10 protein-coding genes are annotated in these 15,754 nt (G+C 72.6%); 5 read left to right on the top strand and 5 right to left on the bottom strand.

Going from position 1 to position 15,754, the window contains the following annotated elements:
• Nucleotides 1-56 precede the first annotated feature (56 nt).
• From LN251_RS20295 to LN251_RS20310, 4 genes are all read right to left on the bottom strand, one after another.
• Nucleotides 57-3,857: a multifunctional oxoglutarate decarboxylase/oxoglutarate dehydrogenase thiamine pyrophosphate-binding subunit/dihydrolipoyllysine-residue succinyltransferase subunit gene (locus LN251_RS20295; protein WP_458245635.1), complete on the bottom strand. Its 3,801-nt coding sequence runs from the start codon at nt 3,855-3,857 to the stop codon at nt 57-59.
• A gap of 302 nt (nt 3,858-4,159) precedes the next feature.
• Nucleotides 4,160-5,275: a HAMP domain-containing sensor histidine kinase gene (locus LN251_RS20300; RefSeq protein ID WP_458245636.1), complete on the bottom strand. Its 1,116-nt coding sequence runs from the start codon at nt 5,273-5,275 to the stop codon at nt 4,160-4,162.
• A complete protein-coding gene (locus LN251_RS20305; protein WP_058923261.1) occupies nt 5,272-6,009 on the bottom strand; it encodes a response regulator transcription factor in 738 nt (245 codons plus the stop codon). Before LN251_RS20305 ends, LN251_RS20300 begins: the two co-directional genes overlap by 4 nt.
• A gap of 134 nt (nt 6,010-6,143) precedes the next feature.
• A complete protein-coding gene (locus tag LN251_RS20310; RefSeq protein ID WP_458245637.1) occupies nt 6,144-6,821 on the bottom strand; it encodes a spermine/spermidine synthase domain-containing protein in 678 nt (225 codons plus the stop codon).
• A gap of 215 nt (nt 6,822-7,036) precedes the next feature.
• On the opposite strand from LN251_RS20310, the gene LN251_RS20315 reads away from it, so the two are divergent.
• From LN251_RS20315 to LN251_RS20330, 4 genes are all read left to right on the top strand, one after another.
• Nucleotides 7,037-10,210, top strand: coding sequence for an ATP-binding protein (locus LN251_RS20315; protein ID WP_458245638.1), 3,174 nt, complete (start codon nt 7,037-7,039; stop codon nt 10,208-10,210).
• Nucleotides 10,211-10,287: 77 nt separating this feature from the next.
• On the top strand, nt 10,288-10,668 hold the full coding sequence (locus LN251_RS20320) for a hypothetical protein (protein ID WP_458245639.1): 381 nt from the start codon (nt 10,288-10,290) through the stop codon (nt 10,666-10,668).
• Nucleotides 10,665-11,078 carry a hypothetical protein gene (locus LN251_RS20325; protein WP_458245640.1) on the top strand — a complete coding sequence of 138 codons (414 nt, stop codon included), beginning with the start codon at nt 10,665-10,667 and terminating at the stop codon, nt 11,076-11,078. Before LN251_RS20320 ends, LN251_RS20325 begins: the two co-directional genes overlap by 4 nt.
• A 110-nt stretch (nt 11,079-11,188) precedes the next feature.
• On the top strand, nt 11,189-11,986 hold the full coding sequence (locus LN251_RS20330; protein ID WP_458245641.1) for a rhomboid-like protein: 798 nt from the start codon (nt 11,189-11,191) through the stop codon (nt 11,984-11,986).
• Nucleotides 11,987-12,227: 241 nt separating this feature from the next.
• Here LN251_RS20330 and LN251_RS20335 read toward each other — a convergent pair whose 3' ends face one another.
• Nucleotides 12,228-13,145, bottom strand: a complete 918-nt coding sequence (locus LN251_RS20335) for an SMP-30/gluconolactonase/LRE family protein (protein WP_458245642.1) — start codon at nt 13,143-13,145, stop codon at nt 12,228-12,230.
• A gap of 158 nt (nt 13,146-13,303) precedes the next feature.
• Between LN251_RS20335 and lon the strand changes: the two genes are divergently transcribed.
• Complete coding sequence (gene lon, locus LN251_RS20340; RefSeq protein WP_458245643.1) at nt 13,304-15,718, top strand: endopeptidase La; 2,415 nt, start codon at nt 13,304-13,306, stop codon at nt 15,716-15,718.
• Nucleotides 15,719-15,754 lie beyond the last annotated feature (36 nt).

Below are 15,754 nucleotides of genomic sequence, written 5' to 3' on the forward strand. Positions count from 1 at the left end.
GAAACCGGGGGCGGGCCCTTCACCGTGTGCGGTGTGCGGTGTGCGGTGTCAGAGGCTCACGCCTCGTACACCTCCCGCACCAGCTGCTCCTGCTCCGCCTGGTGGCGCTTCGCGGAGCCCACCGCCGGGGACGAGGAGTGCGGGCGCGAGATGCGCCGCAGGCGCTCGCCGTGCGGGACGTCCGCGCCGACCGCCAGGTCCAGGTGGTCGATCAGGTTGAGCGCGATGAACGGCCAGGCACCCTGGTTCGCCGGTTCCTCCTGCGCCCACAGGTACTTCTCGGCGTTCGGGTACTTGGCGATCTCCGCCTGGAGCTCGGCACCCGGCAGCGGGTACAGGCGCTCGATGCGGATGATCGCGGTGTCCGTGATGCCGCGCTTCTGCCGCTCGGCCTCCAGGTCGTAGTACAGCTTGCCCGCGACGAACACGACCTTGCGGACCGCGGCGGCGTCGACCGAGGTGTCGCCGATGACCGGGCGGAACTGACCCGAGGTGAACTCCTCCGTCTTCGACGCTGCGGCCTTCAGACGCAGCATCGACTTCGGGGTGAAGACCACCAGCGGCTTGTGGTGCGGGTTGTGCACCTGCCACCGCAGGAGGTGGAAGTAGTTCGACGGGAGCGTGGGCATGGCCACCGTCATGTTGTTCTGCGCGCACAGCTGGAGGAAGCGCTCGACGCGGGCCGAGGAGTGGTCCGGGCCCTGGCCCTCGTAGCCGTGCGGGAGGAGCAGGGTGACGCCGGAGGTCTGGCCCCACTTCTGCTCGGCCGCCGAGATGTACTCGTCGACCACCGTCTGCGCGCCGTTGACGAAGTCGCCGAACTGCGCCTCCCACATCACGAGCGCGTCGGGACGGGCGAGCGAGTAGCCGTACTCGAAGCCCATGACCGCGTACTCGGACAGCAGGGAGTTGTAGACGTTGTAGCGGGCCTGCTCCTCGGCGAGGTACTGCAGCGGGGTGTGCTCCTCGCCGGTCTCGCGGTCGATGAGGACCGCGTGGCGCTGGCCGAAGGTGCCGCGCTGGGAGTCCTGGCCGGACAGGCGCACCGGGGTGCCCTCCAGCAGCAGGGAGCCGACGGCGAGGGTCTCGCCCATGCCCCAGTCGATCGTGCCGTCCTCGACCATGGACGCCCGGCGCTGCAGCTGCGGCAGCAGACGCGGGTGCACGTGGAAGGTGTCCGGGATGTTGACCTGGGACTCGGCGATCCGCTTCACGGTCTCGGTGGAGATCGCGGTGTTCACGGCGACCGGGAACTCCGCCTGCGGGTCCGACACCGGGCCCGAGGCGGGCTGGGCGGTGATGGCCTCGCGGACCTCGGTGAAGACCTTCTCCAGCTGGCCCTGGTAGTCCTGCAGGGCCTGCTCGGCCTCTTCCAGGGTGATGTCGCCACGACCGATCAGGGACTCGGTGTACAGCTTGCGCACCGAGCGCTTCTTGTCGATCAGGTCGTACATCAGCGGCTGGGTGAAGGCCGGGTTGTCCGACTCGTTGTGACCGCGGCGGCGGTAGCAGATGAGGTCGATCACCACGTCCTTGTTGAACGCCTGACGGAACTCGAAGGCCAGCCGCGCGACGCGGACCACGGCCTCCGGGTCGTCGCCGTTCACGTGGAAGATCGGGGCCTCGATCATGCGGGCCACGTCCGTGGCGTACATGGAGGAGCGCGAGGACTCGGGGGCCGCGGTGAAGCCGACCTGGTTGTTGATGACGATGTGGACCGTGCCGCCGGTGCGGTAGCCGCGCAGCTGCGACATGTTCAGGGTCTCGGCCACCACGCCCTGGCCCGCGAAGGCCGCGTCGCCGTGCAGCGCGATCGGCAGGACGGTGAAGTCCGTGCCGCCCTTGTTGATGATGTCCTGCTTGGCGCGGACGATGCCCTCGATGACCGGGTCGACCGTCTCCAGGTGGGAGGGGTTCGCGGCCAGCGAGACCTTGATCTGCTCGCCGTCCAGGCCGGTGAAGGTGCCCTGGGCGCCCAGGTGGTACTTCACGTCGCCGGAGCCGTGCATCGACTTCGGGTCGAGGTTGCCCTCGAACTCACGGAAGATCTGCGCGTACGACTTGCCGACGATGTTCGCCAGGACGTTCAGCCGGCCGCGGTGGGCCATGCCGATGACGACCTCGTCCAGGCGGGACTCGGCGGCGGAGTCGAGGACCGCGTCCAGCAGCGGGATGACCGACTCGCCGCCCTCCAGGGAGAAGCGCTTCTGGCCGACGTACTTCGTCTGCAGGAAGGTCTCGAAGGCCTCCGCCGCGTTCAGCCGGCGCAGGATGCGCAGCTGCTCCTCGCGCTCCGGCTTGGCGTGCGCGCGCTCGACGCGGTCCTGGATCCACTTGCGCTGCTTGGGGTCCTGGATGTGCATGAACTCGATGCCGGTGGTGCGGCAGTACGAGTCGCGCAGCACGCCGAGGATGTCGCGCAGCTTCATCATCGACTTGCCGGCGAAGCCGCCGACGGCGAACTCGCGCTCCAGGTCCCACAGGGTGAGGCCGTGCTCGGTGATGTCCAGGTCGGGGTGCTTGCGCTGGCGGTACTCCAGCGGGTCGGTGTCGGCCATGACGTGGCCGCGGACCCGGTAGGAGTGGATCAGCTCGAAGACGCGGGCGGCCTTGGTGACGTCGTCGTCGTGGCTGGCGTCGATGTCCTTGAGCCAGCGGACCGGCTCGTAGGGGATGCGCAGCGCCTCGAAGATCTCGTCGTAGAAGCCGTTCTCGCCGAGCAGCAGGTTGGCGACCTGGCGCAGGAACTCGCCCGAGGCGGCGCCCTGGATCACCCGGTGGTCGTAGGTCGACGTGAGCGTCATGACCTTCGAGATGCCGAGCTTGTTCAGGGTGTCCTGGCTGGTGCCCTGGAACTCCGCCGGGTAGTCCATGGAGCCGACGCCCATGATCACCGACTGGCCGGGCATCAGCCGCGGCACGGAGTGCACGGTGCCGAGGCCGCCGGGGTTGGTCAGGGAGACCGTGACGCCGGTGAAGTCGTCCATCGTCAGCTTGCCGTCGCGGGCGCGGCGGACGATGTCCTCGTAGGCCTGCCAGAACTCGAAGAAGTTCAGCGTCTCGGCCTTCTTGATGGCCGCGACGACGAGCTGGCGGTCGCCGTTGGGCTTCACCAGGTCGATGGCGAGGCCCAGGTTGACGTGCGCCGGCTTGATCAGCGTCGGCTTGCCGTCCTTCTCGCCGAACGCGTGGTTCATCGACGGCATGGCCTTGATGGCCTGCACCATCGCGTAGCCGATCAGGTGCGTGAAGGAGATCTTCCCGCCCCGGGCCCGCTTGAGGTGGTTGTTGATGACGATGCGGTTGTCGAACAGCAGCTTCACCGGGACCGCGCGGACCGAGGTGGCGGTCGGCAGCTCCAGCGAGGCGTTCATGTTCTTCACGACGGCGGCGGCGGGGCCGCGCAGCGTCACCAGCTCCGGGCCGTCGGGGGCCTGGGCGGCGGGCTCGGCCTTCGCCGCCGGCTTGGCGGCCGCGGGCTTGGCCGCGGCGGGCGCCGGGGCGGCGGCGGCCGGCTTGGCCGCCGGGGCCGGGGCGGCGGCAGCGGGCCGGGGCTGCGCGGGGGCGGCCTGGGCCGGCGCGGGTACGGAGGCGGCGGCAGGGGCCGCCGGAGCCGCGGCGGGCGCCGCGGGGGCCGCTGTGGTGGTCTCCGCGGCAGCCGGCGCCGAGGCGGCGGCTCCCGGCTTGTAGTCGGCGAAGAAGTCCCACCAGGCTCGGTCTACCGAGTTCGGGTCCTGGAGGTACTGCTGATAGATCTCGTCGACGAGCCACTCGTTGGGACCGAACGCAGCAGCGGGGTTCTTCCCGGCTTGGTCGTCGGTCGAGATGCTCGAGTTACTGGGGGACTGTGGCGACACGGCGGCAACCGCCCTCTTCCGCTTCACAAGGTGATGGACAGCGGGAATAAAGGCTACGCCCCCTCGGGCGGGTAGGTCAGGCCGAGCAAGGTCATCGTCGCGTAAGTCACATCGGAAACCGTGTTTCGGGCGTGGAAATGGCGGGAAACAAGCGTGGTTCCGCTTCTGCTGCGAGTTCCCGCGGGTGCGCCGATCAAGCCCTGCAGACGCCGTCTGCGGGCGTGTTCCTGATCACACGTGTCAGTCGGCGGGCCCGGCCCGGCGACACGGATGGATCTTGAGGCTCCGGTTCGGACTTTACGTCAACTTTGAACCGATGTCTCTCCCGGAAGGGTGACGAGAATCCGGCAACCACGCTCGGATTCGGCCACTCCGATCCGGCCTCCGTGGAGATCGACGGCCCAGCGGGCGATCGCGAGCCCGAGGCCCGTACCGCCGTCGCCGTTGTGGCCGTTGGACGGGCCCGCGCCACCGCGGTTGAAGCGCTCGAAGACGCGGTGCCACTCCGAGCGGGGAATGCCGGGGCCCTCGTCGAGCACCTCCAGCTCCAGCGACTCCGGCAGCGCGCCGCGCCGGGCCTTCACCGTCACCCGTCCGTGCGCGGGGCTGTGCTTGACCGCGTTGTCGATGAGGTTCGCCACGACCTGGTGGATGCGCTCGGGGTCCGCGTGCGCGGTCAGCTCCGGCGGGGAGACGTCGAGGTGCAGATGGACGTCCGTGCGGGTGCTGCTGCCGGAGCCCGAGGCGATGCCCGCGCGCGCCGGAACGGCCATGTTGGCCTCCTTCAGCACGCCCGACAGATAGGGCCACACCTCGAAGCGCCGCTGTTTGAGCGGTACGACGCCGTTGTCGAGGCGGGACAGGTCCAGCAGCGTCTCCACGAGCCGGCCCAGCCGCTCGGTCTGCTTCAGGGCCGTGCGCATGGTCTCGGGGTCGGCGGTCGTGACGCCGTCCACGATGTTCTCCAGCACGGCGCGCAGCCCCGCGATCGGTGTGCGCAGCTCGTGCGAGACGTTCGCCACCAGCTCCTTGCGCTGACGGTCCTGGGCCTCCAGGTCGTCCGCCATGCGGTTGATCGTCTGCGCCAGGTCGCCCAGCTCGTCGCGCCGGTTCTCCCGCACCCGGCGCGTGTAGTCGCCGTGCGAGATGGCGCCGGCCACCGCGTTCATGTCGTCCAGTGGCGCGGTCAGCGAATGCGCCACGAACTGCGTGATCAGCAGGGTGGCGATCATCGAGAAGACCGTGATGAAGCGCAGCTCCGTGGCCGTGCGCATCGCGATCATCATCAGGCCGGTGGTGATGAGCACCGCGATGACGACGAGCGCGCCCAGCTTCGTCTTGATCGAGAACGGGCGCAGCCCGCCCCAGGGCTGAGGCTGCTCGCCGGGGCCTCTCCGTGCGGCCGGACCGCCGCTCATGGCGTCGGGGTCTCCAGTGCGTAGCCCACACCGTGCACGGTGCGGATCCGCTCGGCGCCGATCTTCCGGCGCAGCGCCTTGATGTGGCTGTCGACGGTGCGCGTGCCGGACGCGTCCGCCCAGTCCCACACCTCGGCCAGCAGCTGCTCCCGGGAGAGCACCGCGCGCGGGGTGTTGGCCAGGCACACCAGCAGGTCGAACTCGGTCGGCGTGAGGTGGACGTCCTCACTCCTGACCCGCACCCGGCGCTGCGCGTGGTCGATCTCCAGCTCGCCCAGGCGCAGGATGCCGCTTCTCGGCGTCGCGGCGGCCAGCGCGGCCCGCTCCACGCGGCGCAGCAGGACGTGCACCCGCGCGGCCAGCTCCCGCATCGAGAACGGCTTGGTCATGTAGTCGTCGGCGCCGACGCCGAGTCCGACCAGCATGTCGGTCTCGTCGTCGCGCGCGGTGAGCATCAGCACCGGCACCGGACGGGCGGCCTGCACCCGGCGGCAGACCTCCAGGCCGTCGAAGCCGGGCAGCATGATGTCGAGGATCAGCAGATCGGGCTGCCAGGCCTCGGCGGTGTCGACGGCGGCCGGGCCGTCACCCGCGGTCTGCACGAGGAAACCCTCGGCACGCAGGCGGGCCGCGATGGCGTCGACGATGGTCGGGTCGTCCTCGACCACCAGCACCCGGCGCTGTGCGCCCGGGGTCGCCGTCGTGCCGTTGTGGGATGTGTGGGTCTGCTCCATCGCCCGCCCCTGAGTTGCTTTCCGGAATGCGTGGGGTCATTCCTTCTGACTGGCTCATGCCTGCGCATGCTTGCGATTGACGCTTGAATGATCCGCGTCAGGGAAGCAGCGTACGGGGAGTAACCGCGCTTCGGCTATCCAGGTCGGACGGCGAGGTGCACGGCGTCCGGAACGCCCCGGGCAACCGGGATCTCTTCGGTACGCACCCGCTGGAACCCGGCATTCCGCAGTGTTCCTTCAAATTCCGGAGAGGGCCGCGCGGACCACACCGCGAGTACGCCGCCGGGTTTCAACACCCTTGCGCAGCTTGCGAGTCCGGCCGGCGAGTACAGCCCGTCGTTGCCGTCGGTGACAGTCCAGTCCGGACCGTTGTCGATGTCCAGGCAGAGGGCGTCGTAAGTGGCGGATGTCTCACGGAGGTGGGCGACGAGATCCGCCTCCACGACGGTGGTGCGGGGATCGGCGAGCGCCCGGCCGGACATGTGCGAAAGGGGTCCGTCGCGGTGCCAGTCCACGACGGCGGGTTCCCGTTCCACGACGGTGATCGCGCCCCAGCGGTCGTTCGCCGCGGCGTGTGCGAGCGAGAAGCCGACGCCCAGGCCGCCGATCAGCACGTCGGGGTCCGCCCGGTCGTCCAGTTCGGCGAGCGCCACGTCGACGAGCAGGCGCTCCGAGCGCCCGTCCGAGGTGTCCATCAGGAAGCACCCGTTGGCGATGATCTGCAGCAACTCCCCGTGCCGGCGCAGCGCGACCTCCCCGTAGGGACCCTCGCGACGGTCCAGCACAACTGGCGTGTCGTAGGCGGCGGTCATGGTCCCATCCTGCACGACCCGCAAAGTGGGTGCGGGGAATTACGGCCGTGACCGGCACGACGGCCGCCGCGCCCCCCGGCCGCCCCGCCACCCGCACGCCCCTCACGCACGCCTCGCGCGTGCCGCCGCGGGTGCCTACGCTCGAGACAGCGTGGGATCTGGCGTGAGGCCGGTGGGGGACCGGCGGGCGACTGGCGGAAGTGCGTGGTGGCTGCATGGCCGCGGAATACCCGTTCGTGGGGCGCGAGGGCGTGCTGGGCGAGCTGCGCGCCGCTCTGGAGGGCGCCGCGGCCGGCCGGGGCGGACTGGTGACGCTGGCCGGGCCCGCCGGCGTCGGCAAGACGCGTACGGCCGAGGAGGCCGCCGGGCACGCCGAGGGTCTGCGCACGCTGTGGACGTGGTGCCCGCCGCAGACCGCCGGGCGGGCGTTCCGGCCCTGGTCGCGGCTGCTGCGCGAGCTGGCCGCCGACGATGTGGCCTGCGGGCGGCTGGTCGCCGCGTCCCCGCCGCTGCGGGCGCTGGTGTCCGGGGCCGGGCCCGCCGTCCTGCGCGGCGCGGACCCGGAGACTGCCCGGCTGCGCCTGACCGCCGACGTGGCCGAACTGCTCGCCACGGCCGCGCGGCGCCGTCCTCTGCTGATCGTCCTGGACGACGCCCACGCCGCCGACGCCTCCTCCCTGCGCCTCCTCCTGGAGACGGCCGACACCGCCCGCACGATGCCGCTCCTGCTGCTGGCCACGGCCCGTGACGAGGAGGCGGCCTGGCACGGCCGGGACCGGGTGCGGGCGCAACTGCTGCGGCGGGGGCGTGTTTTGGAGCTCGGACCGCTTCCGGAGAGCGACGTGGCGGCGCTCGTGGAGGCGGTGACCGGGGCGGTACCGGAGGCGGAGGCGGTGCGGACTCTGGTACGGCGCACCGGCGGCGAGGCGTTCTTCGTCACCGAGCTGCTGCGGAACGGGAGTCGGGGCGGCGGGGCGGCGGACGGGGAGGACGCCGGAGTCTTCCCGGGTGCCGTACGGGCCGCCGTACGGGAGCGGTCGGCCGATCTGACCCCGCGGGCCGCGCGCCTGCTGGACGTGGCCGCCGTGCTCGGCACCCGATTCCGGCTGGACGTGCTGGCGGAGACCGCGGAGGTGCCGTTGGCGGAGGTGCGGGCGCTGCTCGGCGAGGCCGCCGGGGCCGGGCTGCTGGCGGAAGTGGGCGCCCACCGGGCCGCGTTCCGCCACGACCTGCTCCGGGACGCCGTGTACGACGCCCTCACCCCCGGCGACCGCGCCGCGCTCCACCACGCCGCGGCGGAGGTCCTGGCCGGTTACGCCCGCCGCGGCCGCGACACCGGCCCCGCGGAGGTAGCCCACCACCTGTTCCTCGCCGGCCCCGAACACGCGACGGCCGCGGCCCGCTGCGCCCGCGAGGCGGCAGCCCGGGCGGAGGCACTGTCCGCCTTCGAGGACGCGGCCCGCTGGTACGAGCGCGCGGTGGACGCCTGGACCGCCGGCGCCGACCCTGTGCCGGGTGGTCGTGCCGGGCACGCGGCCGCGGGGTCCCCCGATCGTGCCGAGCTGGTCGAGACGCTGCTCGGGCTCGGGGCCGCTCGGCTCGGCGCGGGGGAGCGGGAAGCCGCTCGGGAGACGCTGCTGGAGGCCGCCGTGCTGGCGCGGGAGCTCGGGCGGCCGGATCTGCTGGCGCGGGCGGCGCTCGGGCTCGGTACCGGGCCCGTCGGGTTCGAGGTCGACCTGGACGACCGTCAGCAGGCCGACCTGCTGACGGAGGCGAGGGCCGCCCTCGGCGCCGGCAGCCCGGCCCTGCGCGCCGCCGTCACCGCCCGGCTGTCGCTGGCCGCAGGGCTCGTCGAGCCGGTGGGGCGGCGGCTGGCGCTGGCCGAGGAGGCCGTCGAGACGGCTCGCGAGGCCGGTGATCCGGTGACCCTCGCCGTGGCCCTGGCCGCGCTGTGCGACGCCCGGCCCGGCCCCGACCACTGCCGTGACCGGCTCGGCTGGTCCGCCCGGATCGTGGAGACCGCCCGCGAACTGCGCGACCCGGTCCTCGAACTCCTCGGCCGGCGTCTGCGGTCGGTCGCGCTGATGGAGACGGGCGCGTTCGCCGAGGCGGACGCGGAGGCCGCGGCGTACGAGGCGGTCGTACGACCGCTGCGGCGCCCCCTGTACGCCTGGTACGTGCCGCTGTGGCGCGGCACGCGGGCGCTGATGGAGGGCCGGTACGAAGACTGCGCGGCCGAACTCGACGAGGTCGAGCGGCTGGGCCGCAGAGCGGGCAGCGCGAACGCCGGCCTCCTCGCCGTGACCCAGCGCTGGTGCCTGTACACGGAGACGGGCGACCGCGCCGGGCTTCAGGGCATCATGGCCGAGGCGGCCGTGCTGGAACGCTTCCCGCTGCTGTGGCCGCGTGTCACGCTGGCCCTCCTGGCCGCCCAGTCCGGGCGCCCGGAAGAGGCGGCGCGCCGCCTGTCGGCCGTGTCGCCCCGGCTGCGCCGAGCGCCCCGGGACAGCGAGTGGCTGCCGATGCTCGCGCAGGCCGCGGAGACCGTGGCCGCCGTGGGCTCCCACCCCGCCGCTCCCGTCCTGTACGAGCTGCTCGCCCCCTACACCGGCCTGTTCGTGGTGGAGGGCATCGGCGCGGCGGTACGGGGTCCCGTCGACCGGCACCTCGCCCTGCTGGCCGCGGCCCTGGGCGAGCCGGAACGCGCCCGCGCGCACCGGACCGAGGCCCTGCGGGCGGCCGAGGCGGCGGGCGCGGTCGCCCTGGCCGACCGGATCGCGCACGAGACGGCACACTCCCCGGCGCCCGCCGCGCCCGCCGCGCCCGACACCGCCCTCTTCCGGCGCGAAGGCCCCCTCTGGCACCTGCGCTACGCCGGTCGCGAGGTACGGGTGCCCGACAGCAAGGGCCTGCGCGACCTCGCCGTCCTCCTCTCCCGCCCCGGCACCCCCGTGCCCGCCGTCGAGCTTGCGTCGCCCGGGCCCGCGGGGACCCTCGACGGCGACGGCAGGGGCCTTCACCCCCAGGGCGACACCGGTGAGGCCGTCGACGCCGTCGCCCGGGCCGCGTACCGCCGTCGGCTGCGGGAGCTGGAGGAGGAGGCGCGGGACGCCGACGCCGCGGGGGACGCGGGGCGCTCGGAGCGGATCGCCGTCGAGCGGGACGCCCTCGTCGGGCAGCTCGCCGCGGCGTACGGGATCGGGGGCCGGGTCCGCCGTACCGGGTCCCCCGCCGAACGCGCCCGCACGGCCGTCACCGCCCGGGTCCGGGCCGCCGTGGAGCGCGTCGCCGCCGTCCATCCCGAGCTCGGCCGCCATCTGCGCTCGGCCGTGCGCACCGGCACCCTCTGCGTCTACGAGCCGGAACAGCCCCCGGCGTGGCGCCTGTGAGACGCAGCCTCACATCGTGCCGCCCGATCTGACGCCTCCTCCTGCGACAAGAGACGCCCGAGGGAAGGCAGGACACCATGCCCCGTACATCCAAGGCCGAGGCCGGACTCCAGGTGGACGAGCCGGTCATGGAAGGCCGCTACGCGCAGGTCGGCCCGTACACCGTCGGCTACGAGACCATGAAGGCCGACATGGACCCCGCGCCGCTGTTCCGGGGCCTGCCCGACGACCGCTGCCAGTGCCCGCACTGGGGCCAGGTCGTCAGCGGCAGGCTCGTCCTGCGCTACGCCGACCACGACGAGGTCTTCCACGCCGGCGACGCCTACTACGGCGCCCCCGGCCACCTCCCCCTCGTCTTCGCCGGCACCGAGATCGTCGAGTTCAGCCCCACCGCCGAGCTGAACGCCACCATGGAGGTCATCGGCCGCAACCTCGCCGAGGCCGAGGGCCGGTCATGAGCACCGCGACCGACACCCGCGTGCGGGAACTCGCCGACCTCTTCGTGCGGTTCCTGCGGACCGGCACGGCCCCCGAGGGGCTGTTCACGGACGACGTGTTCCTCGACCTGACGCTGCCGCAGTGGCGGTTGCAGGCCCGCGGACGCGAGGAGGCCGTCGCGCTGCGCCGCCGCGGCCACCCCGCCCCCGGCACGGTGCCCCGCCACCGCCTCGACGCCACCCCCACCGGCTTCGTCCTCGAGTTCGAGGAGACCTGGGAGGACGCACAAGGCACCTGGTACTGCCGTGAGTTGATGCGCGCGGACGTCCGGGACGGCCGTATCGCCGAGGCCGCCGTGTACTGCACCGGCGACTGGGACCAGGCGACCCGGGACGCGCACGCCCGGGAGGTGGTCCTGCTCAGGCCCTAGACGAGAACGCGGAAGGGGGCGGACGTAGGAAACGCCTTAGAGGTTCCTGAGAATCGGCTCCCACGTGGCGTCGGTCATAGACAGTGGCCCGTGGGGCCCCGAAAGGTGGGGTGGAACGGAAGGAGCACCTCACCGTGGAACCCGCCGCGACGGCCGACACCCTCTCCTCGGCCGCGCCCCTCCCCGAGGTCTCCGACCTGCTGGACGGCCTGCCACGGCAGCGGGGCCCGGCCGCGTCACCGGCAGCGACCGGCGCACGCCGCACGGCCGGCCTCCGGCGTCTTCGGCCCTGGCGTCTCCTGCCGACCCCCGCCGGCACCCCGGTCACCTTCGGCTACGCCGCCGTCCTCGCCGTCACCTCTCTCGTCGCGGCCTACGCCCCCCCGGCCCTCGTCGGCGCCCTGCAGCAGGGCTCCAGCACGGACGTGGCCCACCTCGTCCGCACCCCCGCGCTGGTCCTGCTGGCCAGCGCGCTGTGGGTGGCGGGCGGGCTCGTCTCGCCGTACGTCCTGTGCTTCCTGCTCGTGCTGACCGCCCTGGAGCGGCGCATAGGCGGCGCCCGCGCGGTCGTCGTCTTCCTCCTCGGCCACGTCCTGGCCACCCTCGCGACCGAGGGCTCCGTGGGGCTGGCCGTCCTGGCCGGGCACCTCCCGGACAGTTCCCTGCACCGCCTCGACTACGGCATCAGCTTCGGCGTGGCCGCCGCCGTCGGCTCCCTCGCCGGCCTGCTCCGGCCCTGGCTGCGCTGGCCCCTGCTGATCCTGTTCGGCGGCATGCTGGTGGAGGACCTGATCGAGTTCACGGACCCGATGACCAACTGGGGCCATCTGATCTCCCTCGCGCTAGGCGTGGCGACCTGGCCGCTGGTGCGCCGCTGGCGACACGAGGCCCTCGCGGCCCGCGCTTAGGGCCTGTCGTTTGGATCAGCTCGGCGTCGCGGGGCCTGGCACGCACTCCCCCAGAGGGGGCACCCCCAGCCGCGTTGTCGTCACTCGCCGACTCCCCCACTCTCGGCTTCGCTCGAGCGGGGGGACCCCCATCGCGTCGACTTCCCTCCTCCGCCTTGCAGCCGCACGCACGAGACCCCGATCGGGTCGGCCATGACGCACCGTCCCCTGCAGCCGACCCGATCCAAACGACAGGCCCTAGCTAGACGCGCGGTGCGCCCGTCACCGACATCACCAGGGAGTACAGCGTGGTCGCGGCCGCGATGAACAGGCGGTTGTTCTTCGGGCCGCCGAACGTCACGTTGGCCACCGTCCCGGGCACCTGGAGCCGGCCGATGAGGGTGCCGTCCGGGTCGTAGCAGTGCACCCCGTCCTCCAGGGCCGCGGCCCACAGCCGGCCCTGGTCGTCGAGGCGGATGTTGTCGTAGTGCACGCCCTCTTCGGCCGCGGCGAAGACCTCCCCGCCGGACAGCGTGCCGTCCTCGGCGACGTCGAAGACGCGGATGCGGGCGGCCCGCGAGTCGGAGACGTACAGCCGCCGCTCGTCCGCCGAGAGGATCACGCCGTTGGGCCCCTCGAACCCGTCGGCGGCCAGGTGCACCCGCCCGCTCGCCGGGTCGATCCGGTAGAGGTGGCACGCGCCGATCTCGGACTCGGCGCGGTGGCCCTCGTAGTCGCTGAGGATGCCGAAGTCCGGGTCGGAGAAGAAGACCGTGCCGTCGGAGCGCACGACCGCGTCGTTCGGGCTGTTGAGGCGCTTGCCGTCGTAGCGGTCGGCGAGGACGGTGAGCGTGCCGTCGGGCTCCGTGCGGGTCACCCGCCGGTTGCCCTGCTCGCAGCTGACCAGCCGCCCCTGCCGGTCCAGGGTGTTGCCGTTGACGTGACCGGCGGGGTGACGGAAGACGCTCACCGCGCCGGTGGCCTCGTCCCAGCGCAGCAGCCGGTCGTTCGGGATGTCGCTCCAGACCAGCTGCCGCCACGCGGGCAGGTACAGCGGCCCCTCCGCCCAGCGGCAGTCGTCGTGGAGCACCTCCAGCCGCCCGTCGCCGTTGGCACAGCGCCCCGTGAGGAAGCGGTCGTCCAGAACCTCGTACAGGCCGTTGACCACGTGACCGGACATGTCCACCCCTCGCTGCGTTCGTTCGGAACAAGATCCAACCTACGCGGTGTCAGACCGCTTCTGATCGCTTTCAGCGAACGTCCCGAAACCTCGGGAACATCCGCGGAGTCCCGCGCATTGAGTCGGCATAGCTCAACTTGACTGCCGAAGGGGAGATCATGGCTTCGACGTCCACACCGCTCACTCTGCCTGTGCTGCCGCTCGACGACGAGGTCGTGCTGCCCGGCATGGTGGTTCCGCTGGACCTCAACGACGCCGACGTACGCGCCGCGGTGGAGGCCGCCCAGGCCGCCGCCCGGTCCGAGCCCGGGAAGCCCAAGGTCCTCCTGGTTCCACGCATCGACGGGACGTACGCGAGCACCGGTGTCCTCGGCACCGTCGAGCAGGTCGGCCGGCTGGCCGACGGTGACCCGGGCGCGCTGATCCGCGGCCGCGGCCGCGTGAAGATCGGCGCCGGCACCACCGGGCCGGGTGCGGCGCTGTGGGTCGAGGGCACGCGGATCGACGAGACCGTTCCCGAGCCGCTGCCCGGTCACGTCGCCGAACTGGTCAAGGAGTACAAGGCCCTCGCCACCGCCTGGCTGCGCAAGCGCGGCGCCTGGCAGGTCGTGGACCGGGTGCAGGCCATCGACGACGTCTCCCAGCTCGCCGACAACTCCGGCTACTCGCCCTTCCTGACGACCGAGCAGAAGATCGAACTGCTGGAGACCACCGACCCGGTTGCCCGTCTCAAGCTCGCCACCCAGCACCTGCGCGACCACCTCGCCGAGCAGGACGTCGCCGAGACCATCGCCAAGGACGTCCAGGAGGGCGTCGACAAGCAGCAGCGCGAGTTCCTGCTGCGCCGCCAGCTGGAGGCCGTGCGCAAGGAGCTGCGCGAACTCAACGGCGAGGCGGACGGCGAGGAGTCCGACGACTACCGCGCCCGCGTGGAGGCCGCCGACCTGCCGGAGAAGGTCCGCGAGGCCGCCCTCAAGGAGGTCGACAAGCTGGAGCGGTCCAGCGACCAGTCGCCCGAGGGCTCCTGGATCCGTACCTGGCTGGACACGATCCTCGAACTGCCGTGGAACGACCGGACCGAGGACGCCTACGACATCCAGGGCGCCAAGGCCGTCCTCGACGCCGAGCACGCGGGCCTGGAGGACGTGAAGGAACGCATCACCGAGTACCTGGCGGTCCGCAAGCGCCGCACCGACCGCGGCCTCGGCGTCATCGGCGGCCGGCGCGGCGGTGCCGTCCTGGCCCTCGTCGGCCCGCCCGGCGTCGGCAAGACCTCGCTCGGCGAGTCCGTCGCGCACGCCATGGGCCGCAAGTTCGTCCGCGTCGCCCTCGGCGGCGTCCGCGACGAGGCGGAGATCCGCGGCCACCGCCGTACGTACGTCGGCGCGCTGCCCGGCCGGATCGTGCGCGCGATCAAGGAGGCCGGTTCGATGAACCCGGTCGTCCTGCTCGACGAGATCGACAAGGTCGGCTCGGACTTCCGGGGCGACCCCGCGGCGGCCCTCCTGGAGGTACTGGACCCGGCGCAGAACCACACCTTCCGCGACCACTACCTGGAGGTCGAACTCGACCTCAGCGACGTGGTGTTCCTCGCCACCGCCAACGTCCTGGAGGCCATCCCGGAGGCCCTCCTCGACCGGATGGAGCTGGTCCGCCTGGACGGCTACACCGAGGACGAGAAGGTCGTCATCGCCCGCGACCACCTGCTCCCGCGCCAGCTGGAGCGGGCGGGCCTGGACAAGGACGAGGTCACCCTCGACGAGAGCGCCCTGCGCAAGCTGGCCGGCGAGTACACCCGCGAGGCGGGCGTGCGCACCCTGGAGCGCTCGATCGCGCGGCTGCTGCGGAAGGTCGCGGCCCAGCACGAACTGGGCGAGCGGGAGCTGCCGTTCACCATCACGGACGGTGACCTGCGCGGCCTGATCGGCCGTCCGCACCACGTCCCGGAGTCGGCCCAGGACCCGGCGGAGCGCCGTACGTCCGTGCCCGGTGTGGCGACGGGCCTGGCGGTCACCGGCGCGGGCGGCGACGTCCTGTTCGTCGAGGCGTCCCTCGCGGACCCCGAGACGGGCGCGGCGGGCCTGACGCTCACCGGCCAGCTCGGCGACGTCATGAAGGAGAGCGCGCAGATCGCCCTGTCCTTCCTGCGCTCGCACGGCGCGGAACTGGAGCTGCCGGTCGCGGACCTCAAGGACCGGGGTGTGCACATCCACTTCCCGGCGGGCGCGGTGCCGAAGGACGGCCCCAGCGCCGGCGTCACGATGACGACGGCCCTGGCGTCCCTGCTGTCGGGCCGCCTGGTCCGCACGGACGTGGCGATGACCGGTGAGGTCTCGCTGACCGGCCGGGTCCTGCCGATCGGCGGGGTGAAGCAGAAGCTGCTGGCCGCGCAGCGGGCGGGGGTCACCACGGTGATCATCCCCAAGCGCAACGAACCCGACCTGGACGACGTCCCGGCCGAGGTGCTGGACAAGCTCGACGTCCACGCCGTGACCGACGTCCGCCAGGTCCTGGAACTGGCGCTCGCGCCCGCGACGAGCGGCGCCGAGCCGGAGGTTCCGGTGGCGGCGTGACGGACGCCGCCGGACAGGCAGGGCCCGGGTCCCGTG

Source organism: Streptomyces sp. MAI_2237 (genome assembly GCF_054189285.1).

Excerpts from the sequence above, each read along its gene's own strand:
- LN251_RS20300 (WP_458245636.1), bottom strand. The coding sequence starts at position 5,275 with ATGAGCGGCGGTCCGGCCGCACGGAGAGGCCCCGGCGAGCAGCCTCAG.
- LN251_RS20305 (WP_058923261.1), bottom strand. The coding sequence starts at position 6,009 with ATGGAGCAGACCCACACATCCCACAACGGCACGACGGCGACCCCGGGC.
- LN251_RS20310 (WP_458245637.1), bottom strand. The coding sequence starts at position 6,821 with ATGACCGCCGCCTACGACACGCCAGTTGTGCTGGACCGTCGCGAGGGT.
- LN251_RS20315 (WP_458245638.1), top strand. The coding sequence starts at position 7,037 with ATGGCCGCGGAATACCCGTTCGTGGGGCGCGAGGGCGTGCTGGGCGAG.
- LN251_RS20320 (WP_458245639.1), top strand. The coding sequence starts at position 10,288 with ATGCCCCGTACATCCAAGGCCGAGGCCGGACTCCAGGTGGACGAGCCG.
- LN251_RS20325 (WP_458245640.1), top strand. The coding sequence starts at position 10,665 with ATGAGCACCGCGACCGACACCCGCGTGCGGGAACTCGCCGACCTCTTC.
- LN251_RS20335 (WP_458245642.1), bottom strand. The coding sequence starts at position 13,145 with ATGTCCGGTCACGTGGTCAACGGCCTGTACGAGGTTCTGGACGACCGC.
- lon (WP_458245643.1), top strand. The coding sequence starts at position 13,304 with ATGGCTTCGACGTCCACACCGCTCACTCTGCCTGTGCTGCCGCTCGAC.